At 67.3% G+C, this 13,200-nt stretch carries 10 protein-coding genes; 9 read left to right on the forward strand and 1 reads right to left on the reverse strand.

Going from position 1 to position 13,200, the window contains the following annotated elements; all coding sequences use genetic code 11:
- The first annotated feature begins 124 nt into the window (after positions 1-124).
- Both SPHI_RS12650 and SPHI_RS12655 read left to right on the forward strand, forming a co-directional pair.
- A complete protein-coding gene (locus SPHI_RS12650) occupies positions 125-1,738 on the forward strand; it encodes a hypothetical protein (RefSeq protein WP_076745320.1) in 1,614 nt (537 codons plus the stop codon).
- A gap of 94 nt (positions 1,739-1,832) precedes the next feature.
- Positions 1,833-4,661, forward strand: a complete 2,829-nt coding sequence (locus tag SPHI_RS12655; protein WP_076745321.1) for a TonB-dependent receptor domain-containing protein — start codon at positions 1,833-1,835, stop codon at positions 4,659-4,661.
- A 210-nt stretch (positions 4,662-4,871) separates the two neighbouring features.
- Here the strand turns inward: SPHI_RS12655 and SPHI_RS12660 are convergent, their stop codons facing one another.
- Positions 4,872-5,534, reverse strand: coding sequence for a prolyl hydroxylase family protein (locus tag SPHI_RS12660; protein WP_076745322.1), 663 nt, complete (start codon positions 5,532-5,534; stop codon positions 4,872-4,874).
- A gap of 118 nt (positions 5,535-5,652) precedes the next feature.
- Here SPHI_RS12660 and SPHI_RS12665 point away from each other — a divergent pair, with 118 nt between their 5' ends.
- From SPHI_RS12665 to gspI, 7 genes are all read left to right on the forward strand, one after another.
- The gene (locus tag SPHI_RS12665; protein WP_076745323.1) at positions 5,653-6,495 is read left to right on the forward strand and encodes a type II secretion system protein N; all 843 of its coding nucleotides are present in this window, start codon (positions 5,653-5,655) and stop codon (positions 6,493-6,495) included.
- Positions 6,492-8,687, forward strand: coding sequence for a type II secretion system secretin GspD (gene gspD / locus SPHI_RS12670; protein ID WP_076745324.1), 2,196 nt, complete (start codon positions 6,492-6,494; stop codon positions 8,685-8,687). Before SPHI_RS12665 ends, gspD begins: the two co-directional genes overlap by 4 nt.
- Positions 8,688-8,716: 29 nt before the next feature.
- Positions 8,717-10,282: a GspE/PulE family protein gene (locus SPHI_RS12675; protein ID WP_083719985.1), complete on the forward strand. Its 1,566-nt coding sequence runs from the start codon at positions 8,717-8,719 to the stop codon at positions 10,280-10,282.
- Positions 10,283-10,416: 134 nt separating this feature from the next.
- Complete coding sequence (gene gspF, locus SPHI_RS12680) at positions 10,417-11,640, forward strand: type II secretion system inner membrane protein GspF (RefSeq protein WP_076745326.1); 1,224 nt, start codon at positions 10,417-10,419, stop codon at positions 11,638-11,640.
- Positions 11,641-11,648: 8 nt separating this feature from the next.
- Positions 11,649-12,089 carry a type II secretion system major pseudopilin GspG gene (gene gspG, locus SPHI_RS12685; protein WP_076745327.1) on the forward strand — a complete coding sequence of 147 codons (441 nt, stop codon included), beginning with the start codon at positions 11,649-11,651 and terminating at the stop codon, positions 12,087-12,089.
- Between the two features lie 188 nt (positions 12,090-12,277).
- Positions 12,278-12,721 carry a GspH/FimT family pseudopilin gene (locus SPHI_RS12690; protein ID WP_332888923.1) on the forward strand — a complete coding sequence of 148 codons (444 nt, stop codon included), beginning with the start codon at positions 12,278-12,280 and terminating at the stop codon, positions 12,719-12,721.
- Positions 12,714-13,103, forward strand: coding sequence for a type II secretion system minor pseudopilin GspI (gene gspI / locus SPHI_RS12695; protein WP_076745358.1), 390 nt, complete (start codon positions 12,714-12,716; stop codon positions 13,101-13,103). The genes SPHI_RS12690 and gspI overlap by 8 nt, the downstream gene beginning before the upstream one ends.
- Positions 13,104-13,200 lie beyond the last annotated feature (97 nt).

A 13,200-nucleotide genomic window follows, 5' to 3' on the forward strand; every position in this document is an offset into this window, starting at 1 on the left:
CGCTGAATATGCACACTCCTGTCACGCCCAGTCCCTAGCGGCGCATCCGGAGGACGATCGGGCAAACGGCTCGGCTCGTCCTAGGTCCAGGGGACGGACCGATCAGTTATAACGGGAGTGAGACATGCTCAGCTTCAGCCGCCGCAATCATTTTCTTGCCGGCACCGCCTGCCTTCTGCTCGCCGCTTGCGGTGGCGCTGACGATGTCGCTTCGCCCGGCGCCGGCAACATCGACGTGATCGTAAACCCGCCGGCGCCTGCCCCAACGCCCGCGCCGTCGCCCACGCCGTCGCCGATCACCGCTGCGGACTTCGCGCAGGAAACGACGCAGAGCGGCGTGCTCGTCACGGCTGCTGAGCAGCTCGCGATCGTGAACGCCGGCAGCAACAATGTCACCAACGGCGCGGCGGGCCTGAACGGCTTGTATCCGGTCAGCGCAACCTCGCTGACGCCGGCTAGCAACCCGTCGCTGCTCGGCAACTTCTTCACCAACACCAACTTCGTCGGCGCGCTGAACGGGCCGACCGATACGTCGTTCCAGAGCTGGACCTGCAACTCCAGCTTCGCGAACTTCGGCGGCAGCGGCGCGGCCTGCACCGCGGTGCCGAACATCGGCACCGGCGGCGCGAGCGCGGCGTGCCCGACCGGCACGAGCGACGCCGGCCTCGTCGCTGGCTTCCGCGCCTGCGCCCTGCCGCGTAACATCACCGCAAACCTGACGCTGCCGAAGATCGCCGGCGTGTTCTACCGCTTCAGCGGCCAGACCGAAGTCGGTGGCAGCACCATCGGCACCACCGACGCGCCGAACGGCCCCGTGCTCACCATCGCGCCGGGCGTTGTTCTCGCCGCCGACTCGAGCCAGGCTGATAACGACCTGATCGTCGTTAACCGCGGCAGCCGCATCGAGGCGGTCGGCAACCCGGCCAACCCGATCATCTTCACCTCGCAGCAGAACATCGAAGGTACGGTCAGCGACACGTCGCAGGGCCAGTGGGGCGGCCTCGTGCTGCTCGGCCAGGCACCGACCGCGGTCTGCGCGACCGGCACCGGCCCGAACAACGCCGGCGGCACCAGCGCGACCTGCCAGGCGCCGATCGAGGGCATCACCGGCCGCTTCTACGGTGGCCCGAACCAGGCCAGCAACTCGGGCACGCTGCAGTATGTGCAGATCCGCTACACCGGCATCGCGATCAGCGAAGGCAACGAGCTTCAGGGCCTGACGCTCGGCGGCACCGGCACCGGCACCACGATCGATCACGTGCAGAGCCACAATTCGTCGGATGACGGCATCGAGATCTTCGGCGGCACGACCAACCTGAAGTATTTCGCAGTGACCGGTGCTGACGATGACGCATTCGACGTCGACAACGGCTGGCGCGGCTTCATGCAGTTCATCATCTCGGCACAGCGCCCGACCGCGACGTCGGACTCCTATGCCAGCGAGATCGACTCGAACGGTTCGGAAGACATCCTTCCGCGCACCTACGGCCGTTATGCCAACTTCACCTTCGTCCAGGGCGGCACCTCGGCCGCAGCGGCGATCCGCCTGCGCGGCGGTGCGGACTTCGCGTTCGTTAACGGCGTGATCAAGACGGCGACCGGCCAGAAGTGCATCAACATCGTCGCCGGCGCGGGCACGGGTGCGGACCGCACCACGATCCGTCCGGCCAACGAGACGCTGCAGGACGCCGGCGCGCCGACGTTCAACTCGGTCTACTTCCAGTGCGGCGGCCGCTGAGCCCCAGCCAACACTCGTGACTAAGGCGGGCCCCGGCGTGCGTTTTAACGCCGTCGCGGGCCCGTTCACTTCAAATCGACTGGAAGGCTCGACCATGCGCCAGCGCACCGCTTATGCATCCCTACTTCTCCTGACGACCACCCTGGTCGCTCCCGCGGCGCTCGCACAGGTCGCGCCGTCCACCGGCGCTCCGTCGACCAGCGCGCCCGCCGGCCCGCCGTCGACCAGCACCATGTCGACCGGCGTCGAGCCCGGCGATCCGCAGGGCACGAACCCCGTCGCGCAGGAGCAGGCCGATCAGGAAGCGGCCGAGGTTTCCGCTCCGGGCGTCGACACCTCGACGGGCGCCGACATCGTCGTCGTCGGCCGCAACATCCCGAACAGCGTCCGCTCGACCGCGCAGGTCATCAACGTCCTGTCCAGCGCGGATATCGCGCGTACGGGCGAAGGCGACATCGCTGGCGCGCTGACTCGCGTCACCGGCCTGTCGGTGGTCGGCAACGGCTATGTGTTCGTTCGCGGCCTGGGCGACCGTTATTCCTCGGCGCTGCTCAACGGCTCGCCGCTGCCCAGCCCGGAGCCGCTGCGCCGCACGGTGCCGCTGGACATCTTCCCGACCACGATCGTCGGCTCGGCGCTCGTGCAGAAGACCTATTCGGTCAACTATCCGGGTGAATTTGGCGGCGGTGTCATCAACCTGACGACCAAGGCGCTGCCGGAAGAGAATTTCGTGACGATCGGCGCCTCGGGCGGGATCGACACGCAGACGACGGCCAAGCTCGGCAACACCTATTATGGATCGAAGAGCGACTGGCTCGGCTTCGATTCGGGCGAGCGTGACGTGCCAGGCTTCATCAAGAACGCCCCGAACGGCAGCGGCATCATCCCGACCGCACAGGTGGCGCAGCTATCCAATGCGCGCACCACATTGCTTCAGCGCAACACCGATATTCCGGCGAACTGGTCGGGCGACATCAATGTCGGCCTCGTCGGCGATCTCGGCCCGGGCCGGATCGGCATGATCGCGACGGGCAGCGTCGCCAACACTTGGCGCACCCGCGCGACCACGCAGCAGGACACGATCAGCGAAGACGGCACGCTGCGCAACAATTTCGACACACTGATCACCGACAATCGCGCGGTGGTTAACGGCTTGCTCGGCTTCGGCTATGAGTGGGACCGCAACCGCATCCGCTGGACCAACGTGTACATCCACGACACGCTGAAGCAGGGGCGCGCCTCGGCCGCGACGGTGTATAACAACTCGTCGGGCAACCCGATCTTCCAGCAGAACACCAACTGGTTCGAACGCCAGCTGATCGAGACGCAGCTGGTCGGCGAGTTCAAGCCGATCGACGATCTGTCGATCGATGTGCGCGGGGCCTACGCCAACTCGAAGCGCAACTCGCCCTACGAGCGTCAGTTCGTCTATAACTGCAGTACCAACCTGAACATTCAGGTCAACGAGCCGGTGAACGGTCCCGGCGTGAGCTGCCCGGGCGTGTGGCAGTCGACCAACGCGTTCGATCGCTTCGCATCGGTGGTGTTCAGCGAACTGGACGAGGATCTCTACTCGGGCCAGGCCGACGTGTCGTACAAGCTAGCGACCGATCGCCCGATCACGCTGTCGGCGGGTTATTATTACTCGCAGAACGAGCGTACCTCGATCCGCCTGCCGTTCGTCTATCAGACGGTCACGGGCGGCGCGATCCCGTTCCCGTGCAACCTGTTCCGCCCGGACCAGCTGTTGTCGCCGGATGTGCTGAACGGCTGTCCGGTCGCCACGTCCGGTACGCAGGCCGACAATGCGGTGCAGATGCGCTTCGACGCGGGTCTGAACGGCTCCTATCGCTATGACGCGAGCTTGCGCATCCACGCTGGATACGCCCAGGTCGAAGCCGAAGTGATCGACGGCGTGCGCGGCATCCTCGGCGTGCGCTATGAGACGGCGAAGCAGGAAGTGACGCCGATCGGCGCGCCGACGACGCGGCTTGACAATGATTACTTCCTGCCGGCCGCAACGGTGACCTGGAACTTTGCCCAGGACATGCAGCTGCGACTCGCGGCGGCGAAGACGATTGCCCGTCCGCAGTTCCGCGAACTGGCGCCACAGGCGTTCCGCGACTTCGAGAGCGATCGCCTGTTCTTCGGTAATCCGAACCTGCGCGATTCCGAGCTGTACAATCTTGAAGCACGCTATGAGTGGTTCTTCGACCGCGACCAGCGCCTCACGCTCGCCGGCTTCTACAAGCGGATCGAGAACCCGATCGAGCAGGTCGGCTTCTATCCGACGCCGGACGCACGATTGCAGACCGGCTTCACCTACCTGCCCAAGGCGACCCTGTGGGGCGCCGAGGTCGAGGTGCAGAAGTATATTCCGCTCGACTTCATCTCGGATGATTGGGGTGGCAAGCGCGCGGTGATCATCGCCAACTACACCTACACCCAGTCGAAGATCACCGCCGACGACGAATGCGTGCCGAGCGTTCTCGGCGTGGCTCTGGGCGGTTGCCAGGCGGGCTTCGGCCCGGCGAACCTCCAGTTCCGCGACGGCGCGCCGCTGACCGGCCAGTCGGATCACCTCGTGAACCTGCAGCTCGGCTATGAGGATCGCGACAATGAGACGCAGATGACGCTGCTGTTCAACTACGCCAGCGAGCGTGTGACGAACCGCGGCCCGTCGCTGCTGACCGGCGTCGGCTTCCAGCCGGACATCATTGAAAAGCCGGGTATCCGCCTCGACTTCGTCGCGCGTCAGACCGTCGACTTCCTGGGCACGCGCGTCGAGCTGAAGGGCGAAGCGCGCAACCTCACCGGCCAGCGCTATCAGGAGCGCCAGACCTTCGAGGATGGTCGCCAGGTGTTCATCAATCGCTTCGAACAGGGCCGGATGTTCACGCTGGGCGCCAGCGTCACCTTCTGATCGGATCGGCAATGGTCAGGAGACCCCGTCCGACCGGAAGGTCGGGCGGGGTTTCCGCGTTTTGGGAAGGGGGTCGCGCGGCTCCCGCCAGCATCGTCATCCCCGCGGAGGGGGGGATCGATACGCGCGGGCCATCGTGGGAGCCGCGGGCTAAGCGCTTATGGATTCCCGCCTTCGCGGGAATTACCGCCCTTCTTTACAAAGCGTCGATCAACCCCAAGGCCGCTCGCGAAACCATTTGGTGATCACATACTTCACGCCCGCACGCACCTTCATGCCATGGTGGATCGTCGCGGGATTTAGCGAGCGATCCGCGCGCCGGTTGTTCCACGCCACCAGCTTGCCAGTCTCGGGCTGGACCGTCTTGTCGACCGCCTTGAAGCGAGTCGCGCCGCCCGCGTCGGGCGTGTTCAGATAGACCATCACCGTCCAGGTCCTGTTGCCCGCCACCGAGCAATAGCGCTGGAAATCCACGCCGTTCGGCTCGAAATAATCGGTGTGCGCCTTGAACTCCTGCCCCACGGCGTAGCGCTGCCCCTGCAGCGGCTCGCCGAACATCGGGTCGAGTCCCGTCGCCGCCGCGATCGCCGCCTCGACCTGCTGCACCAGCGGCTCGGCAGCGTTCAGGTCGCAGGTCTCGCTGGTCCGAAACGCCGCATCGCCATTGCTGTCGGAAATGGTCGAGGGACGCCGGTTGGCATCGATCAGCGCCACCAGACCCGCGCAGGTCTCAGCATCCAGAAAGTCGCGCCTCAGGAGCAGGGTCAGCTTGGGGTTCGGCACGCGCTGCACGCCGGACAGAGCGCCGAGTTGCGCGACGACGCTGTCGCCGTCGAGCCCGGACGCCGCAGGATCGAAAAGGGCGGTTTCCATGGTCTGCACTTTTGCCACTCAAGCCCATGGCTCGCCAGCCCCGGAAATATTACAGTGGCTTGCAATGCAGCTGTAACATCGCGGACATAGCGGCGGCTGCGCGGGGATTGGCAGACACATGCGATTGAGTTTCGACGCCCGCGCGCGGGCGCTTCTGCGGCGGCTCCCCGTCGTGAACGTCTATTCCGCGGCGGAGCTGGTGCTGCTGGGCGCGCTCGCGATCCAGTGCGCGCGGCTGGTGTGGACGGTGGTGACGCCGGTGTCGCCATTGGGCGACTGGCGGCCGGCCGGCTTGGCACTGCCTGCCGCGCCGGACCAGGTGCTGCGCGGCTTCGATCCATTCTACCGCATCAGCGGCGCCGCGGCGCCGGGCGGCCCCGCGGTCGTGACCTCGCTCCAGCTCAAGCTGTTCGGCACCCGCATTGACGAAGCGATGGGCCGCGGCTCCGCGATCATCGCCGGTCCGGACGGCGAGCAGAAGAGCGTCGCCGTGGGCGAGGAGATCATGCCCGGCGTGATCCTGCGCGAAGTCGCGTTCGACCATGTCTCGATCGAGCGCGGCGGCACGCGCGAGAATGTGTTCCTCGATCAATCCGGTAGCGGCACGCCCGCAACGCCAGTGCCCGGCAGTGACGGTTCCGCCGCAACGTCCGCCGCCGCCGCCCCAGCCACATCAGGAATCACCGTGCAGCAGTTTCAAAGTGACATCGGCTTCGTGCCGCGGGTCGAGGGCGGCCGGATCAGCGGGCTCGTGGTGCGGCCAGCGGGATCGGGCGCCGCTTTTCGTGCGGCCGGGCTGCGGGAGGGCGACGTCATCACCCAGATTGGCGGCCGCGCGGTGCAAGGCCCGGCGGATATCGAGCGGCTCGCGAGCCAATATAGCGGCGGCGGCGCGATCGCGCTGACGGTGGACCGTGGCGGCCAGACGCTGCCGCTCAGCGTACGGGTGGCCGGGCAATGAAGCGGTGGCTGCTCGCGCCGGCCATGGCGCTCGTCCTTGCCGCGCAGGCACAGGCACAGACGACGCTGAACGTGCGTGATGCCGATATCCGCGCGTTCATCGCCGATGCCGCCAAGGTGACGGGGCGCACCTTCATCATCGACAGCCGGGTGCAGGGCAAGGTGACCGTCGTCACCGATCGCCCGCTCAGCCGATCCGAATATTTCGAGGTGTTCCTCTCGACGCTGCGCGCGAACGGCCTGGTCACCGTGCCGACCGCCAATGGCGCGCTGCGCGTCCAGCCGACCGAGAATGCCGCCGCCAATCCCGGTCGCATCGGCGTCGCTGGCGCCGCGCGCAACCAGTTCGTTACCGAGATTGTCCGCCTGCGGTCGATCGATGCGCAATCGGCGGTCGATACCGTCCGTCCTTTGGTCTCGGCGCAAGGCGCGGTCAGCGCCAATCGCGCCGGCAGTTCGATCGTCATTGCGGACTTCGCCGACAATGTCCGTCGCGTCCGCGAAGTGCTGCGCCGGATCGACTCGGATAATAATTCCACGCGCGTCGTCGCGCTCAAGAACGCCGGCGCGCGTGACATCGCCACCGCGCTCCAGGGCTTGATCGGCACGCCGGCGCAGGGGCAGACCGCCACCGCGAGCGTCGTTGCCGTTGAGGGCGCCAACTCGGTCGCGCTGCGCGGTGATCCGTCCACGGTCGCGCGCCTCGCGCAGGTCGCCGCCGATCTCGATCAGAAGGCGAAGAGCGGCACCGAGATCCGCGTCGTCTTCCTCGAACATGCAGATGCCGCGCAGCTGCTGCCGGTGCTTCAGCAGCTCGTCGGCCAGACGCCCGATTCGGTGCCGCAGAACCAGCTCAGCCAGTCGAACTTCGGCGCCTCCACCAACGGCGCCGGCACCAGCGCAGGCCAGCCGTCGGTCAACACCGGCAACCAGACGCAGACGCAAAGCGCGCCGGGTGGCGGCTCCAGCGGCCAAGCGGCGGTGCAGGCGCAAGGGGGCAGGGCGCCTGCGGTCGTCACGCGTTTCGTCGGCGCCAATGCGATCGTCATCGCCGCACCGGCCGATATTCAGCGCCAGTTGAGCGAAGTGGTCCGCCAGCTTGATACGCGCCGCGAACAGGTGCTGGTCGAGGCGATCGTCGCCGAAGTGTCGGATCAGACGGCGAGCCGGCTCGGCTTCCAGTTCCTGCTCGGCAGCCTGTCGGGCGGCGCATTCGGCGCGACCAGCTTCTCCAACTCCGCGCCCAGCCTGCTCACCATCGCGGGCGCGATCGCCGCGCGCGAGATCGGCGGCACCTCGACGACGGTGGTCGGCGCTGACGGGTCGCGCACGACGACCAACACGCCCAATTCCGCGAGTGATGCGTTGGCGCAGCAGGCGCTCAACTCAGTGCTGGGGGCGGGCGGCGGCTTCGGCGGCTTTGGCGGGGATATCGGCGGCGGCACGATCCTCGGCACGATCATCAACGCGGTAAAGGCCGACACCACATCCAACCTGCTCCAGGCGCCGAGCCTCATCACGCTGGACAATCAGGAAGCCCGCATCCTGGTCGGCCAGGAAATTCCGATCACGACCGGGCAGGCGCTCAGCCAGAATTTCGACAACGCCTTCCGCACCGTGCAGCGCGAGAATGTCGGCATCCAGCTTGAGGTGCGGCCGCAGGTGAATTCCTCTGGCTCGATCAAGCTGTTCCTGCACCAGCAGGTCAGCTCGATCGCGGGGCCGGTGAGCGACGACAATTCGGACCTCATCCTCAACAAGCGCGAGGTGGAGACGACGCTGACCGTCGACGACGGGCAAATCGCGATTATTGGCGGGCTGCTGTCGGATGACGAGCGGCGCACACTCGAAAAGCTGCCGTTGCTCGGCGACATCCCGGTGCTCGGCAACCTGTTCCGCTCCAAGGCGCGGCAGCGTACGAAGACCAACCTGATGGTCTTCATCCGCCCCACGATCCTGCGCTCGCCGGAGGATAACCGCAAGGTTACCGAGCAGCGCTACGGCTATCTCCGCCTCCAGCAGGGGCAGCATAATCCGGATCGCGAGCCGAGCATCGACGAACTGGTGCGCGATTACATGGGCGCCGCCGCGCCAATCCCATCCGCGCCGATCCCCGGCAATATCGAGGATCCGCGCGTCAACGTGCCGGTCCAGCGCAACACCACCACCACGATCAGGCGGCGCGACAAGTGATCCGGACGGGTCGGGATTTAGATGATGAGGTGGGCGGGCCGTCTCCTCTCCCGCTTGCGGGAGGAGCCGGGGGTGGGCCTGTTGTCCAGCACGCTTCGCTTGAGGACAGGCCCACCCCTAGCCCCTCCCGCGAGCGGGAGGGGGACTTAGTCTCGCTTCCCTATGCCTTTGCCCGCAAGTTTGGCGTCACCCTCTCCGGCGATGCGGTGGCGCTGCGCGAAGGCGCCGATCCGCGTGCGCTGATCGAGGTGCGCCGGGTGCTTGGGCGGCCGTTCGACATCACGATCCTCGAACCGGCTGCCTTTGATCGCCTGCTGGGCGACAATTATGCGATGGACGGCCAGGCCACCGCGCTGGCCGCGGTCGGCATGGGCGACGAGCTCGATTTGCTCGCCGACGGTATCCCCACTGCGGAGGACCTGCTCGACACCGCCGACGATGCGCCCGCGATCCGGCTGATCAACGGGGTGATCGCCGACGCCGCGCGCAACGGCGTGTCGGATATCCATATCGAGCCTTATGAAACGGGCCTCGTCGTGCGCATGCGGATCGACGGCGTGCTGCGCGAGACGCTGCGGATGCCGCCGCATGTCGCGCCGGTGGTGGTCAGCCGTATCAAGGTGATGGCGCGGCTCGACATCGCCGAGCGGCGCGTGCCGCAGGATGGGCGCATGGGGCTGACGCTCGGCGGCAAGTTGCTCGACGTGCGCGTCTCGACATTGCCGAGCCGCGCGGGCGAGCGCGTGGTGTTGCGTATCCTCGACAAGGACAATGCCGGCATCGATCTCAATGCTCTGGGCATGTCGGCGCCGGTGCACGCGCTGCTCGAAGGCGCGATCAACGAGCCCAATGGCATCGTCCTCGTCACCGGCCCGACCGGCAGCGGCAAGACGACCACGCTCTACGCCGCGCTTCGCCTGCTCAACGACGGCAGCCGCAACATCCTGACCGTCGAGGATCCGGTAGAATATGCCGTCGAGGGTGTCGGCCAGACGCAGGTGAATGCCAAGGTCGGCCTCACCTTCGCCGCCGGACTGCGCGCGATTCTGCGCCAGGACCCGGACGTGGTGATGGTCGGCGAAATTCGTGACCGCGAGACGGCGGAGATCGCGGTGCAGGCGTCGCTGACCGGCCACCTCGTGCTGTCCACCGTTCACACCAACGACGCGATCGGCGCGATCACGCGCATGCGCGACATGAAGGTGGAGCCGTTCCTGCTCGCCTCCACGCTGCGCGCCGTGATCGCGCAGCGGCTGGTGCGGCGGCTGTGCCCGACCTGCCGCCGCGCTGTGCCCGCCGGGGACACGGTGGCGCCGCTGCTTGGTGTGGCGCGTGAGGCGACGGCGTATGAGGCGGTGGGCTGTGCCGAGTGCAACCACACGGGCTTCAAGGGGCGTGTCGGCGTCTATGAAGGCGTACGCGTCGACGAGACCGTGCGTCGGATGATCAACGACGGCGCCGACGAAGCGGCGATAGCCGCGCATGCGTTTGCGAAGAGCGAGACGCTGACGGCTGCGGCGCGGCGGATGGTGGAGCAGGGCGTGACGACGCCGGAGGAAGCGGTCCGCGTCTCGCGCCGCGACAGCGATGGCTGAGGTATCCTCCCCGGAACTGGGAGGGGGACCAGCCGAAGGCTGGTGGAGGGGCGCCTCCACAAGCGAGTCGGCTGCGGCAACGCCCCTCCACCACGCGCTTCGCGCGCGGTCCCCCTCCTCCTGCGGGGGAGGATATGGCTGACTTCGATTATCTCGCGATCGACACGCGCGGGCAGGAGACGCGTGGGCACATCGCGGCCGCCGACATCGCCGCTGCGCGCGCGGTGCTCGACCGACGCCGCCTTTACGTCGTTCGCATCGAACCCGGCAGCGCCCCCGCCGCGCGCGGTCGCCCCTTGTTCGGGCTCCAGCTCGGGCGGCCGAAGATGTCGGGCAAGCAGCTGACGCTCTTCACTCGCCAGCTCGCCACATTGTCGCGCGTGTCGCCGCTGGAGGAATCCTTGCGCACCATCACGCGGCAGACCGAGCAGGAGAAGGTCCGCGACGTGGTCCAGCATGTCCACGCCGGTGTAGTGGAAGGCCGCAGGCTCGCCGATTCCATGTCGCGCGAACCCAAGAGCTTCCCGCCGCTGTATCGCGCGATGGTTGCGGCCGGCGAAAGTTCGGGGACGTTGCCGGCAATTCTGGAGCGTTTGTCGGCGCTTCTGGAGCGTCAGGCGGAAATCCGCGGCAAGCTGCTGACCGCGCTGGCTTATCCGATCATCCTCGCGCTCGTCGCGACCGGCGTTGTCGCCGCGCTGATGATCTTCGTCGTGCCGCAGGTGGTCGAGCAGTTCGACACCGTCGGCCAGGAGCTGCCGCTGCTGACCCGGATCGTCATCGCCATTTCCGACCTGCTGGTCGGCTGGTGGTGGCTGATGCTGCTTGCGTTCGCCGCCGGGATCGCGGGCTTCATCATGGCCCTGCGCCAACCGCCGATCCGTCTGGCGTTCGACACCTGGTTGCTCCGCATCCCCTTGCTCGGCCGCCTGCTGCGCGACCTGCACGCCGCGCGCATGGCGCGGACGCTGTCGACGATGGTGGCGAGCCGGCTGCCGCTGCTGGAGGGCCTCGTGCTCACCGCGGGGACGATCTATAATCGCCGGCTGAAGGCCGCGTCGGACGAGATCACTGATTCGATCCGTTCGGGCGGCAGCCTGTCGGCGGCAATGCGCCGCGCCGGCGTCTTCCCACCGCTGCTTACCTATCTGGCCGCGTCGGGCGAGGCGGCGGGGCAGCTCGACGAAATGCTCGAACGCGCTGCCGATTATCTCGAGCGCGAGTTCGATCGCTTCACCGCCACGGCCATGTCGCTGCTCGAACCGTTCATCATCGTCATCATGGGCGGTGTCGTCGCGACGATAGTGCTATCGATCCTGCTTCCCATCCTGCAGCTCAACACGCTTGCGGGGCAATGAGAGACGTCATGCGTATAGTAGAGAAAAAGCGCCGGAAGAAGAACGGCTTCACCCTCGTCGAGCTGATGGTGGTGATCGTCATCGTCGGGCTTCTCGCCACGATCGTCGCGCTGAACGTGATCCCATCGGGCGACACTGCGCGGGTGCAGAAAGCCAAGGCGGACATCGCCACGATCGAACAGGCGCTGGAAATGTATAGGCTCCAGCAGAGTAACTATCCGACCACCGCACAGGGCCTCGCCGCGCTGACCAGCGCGCCCGCAGGCCTGCCGAACCCGGCTGCCTATCAGGCCGGCGGCTATATCAAGAAGCTGCCCGAGGATCCGTGGGGCAACGCCTATCTCTACGCCTCCCCGGGCAAGCATGGCGCGGTGGACATCTGGACCAACGGCGCCGACGGCAAGGAAGGCGGCGAGGGGATCAATGCCGATATCGGCAGTTGGCAGTAAGCTGAGTGCCGGGCGCGCGCGCCGTTCCCGTTACCTCCCCTCCCGCTTGCGGGAGGGGCCGGGGGGCGGCGCGTCCGCGCGAGCGATGGCCTGATCTGACGCTCCCACCCCCGACCCCTCCCGCAAGCGGGAGGGGTGAACAGGGCTTTACGCCCGTGAGGCGTTCCGCCGAACACGGTTTCACGCCCGTGAGGCGTTCCGCCGAACACGGCTTCACGCTGGTCGAGCTGATGATCGTCATCACCGTGATCGGCCTTGCTTCCGCCGTCGCCGTCCTCGCCATGCCCGATCCGCGCGGGCGGCTGGTGGACGAGGGTGCGCGCTTCGCCACCCGCGTGCGCGCGGCGCATGACGCGGCGGTGATCAGCGGCCGGTCGGTGAGCGTGTGGGTCGATCCGAGCGGCTATGGTTTCGACGAGCGCCGCGGCGGGCAGTGGATCGCCATCGCCGAAAAGCCGCTGCGCGTCTCGCAATGGGGCGAGGGTACTCAGGCGCTGGTCGCGGAGCGCACCCGCGTGACGTTCGATTCGACCGGCATGGCGGATCGCGCGCTGGTGGTGCCGCTGCGGCGCGAGCGGACTCGGGTGCAGGTGACGGTGGGTGTCAATGCCGGGGCGCGGGTCGATGGTTAGCCTTCGCAGGCGTGATAACGGCTTCACCCTGGTCGAGGTGATGGTTGCGCTTGCGGTGTTCAGCCTTGCCGCGCTGGCGCTGATCCGGCTGGAGGGGGCGACGATCCGCTCCACCGCGCTGCTGGGCGATACGATCGTTGCGCAGATGGTGGCGCGCAACGTCGCGGTGGATGCCGTCACGGCGCCGCGCGCGCCCACCGTGGGCCGGGCCGGCGGGGTGGAGCAGAATGGCGGCCGCGCCTGGCGCTGGGTGCGGGAGGTACGCCCCACCGGCGATCCGCGCATCCTGCGCATCGACGTGGCGGTGGTGGATGCGGGCGGGCGGCCGCTGGGACGGCTGACGATGATCCGACCGCCGCAGCCCGAAGTGATCGTCTCGTGAGAGCGGCCCACGCTATTCCCCTCCCGCTTGCGGGAGGGGCTAGGGGAGGGCCTGTCCGCGCGGGCAACGCTGTCAACAGGCCCTCCCCCGACCCCTC

This window comes from Sphingomonas jeddahensis (assembly GCF_001981525.1).
Taxonomy (GTDB): Bacteria; Pseudomonadota; Alphaproteobacteria; order Sphingomonadales; family Sphingomonadaceae; genus Sphingomonas; species Sphingomonas jeddahensis.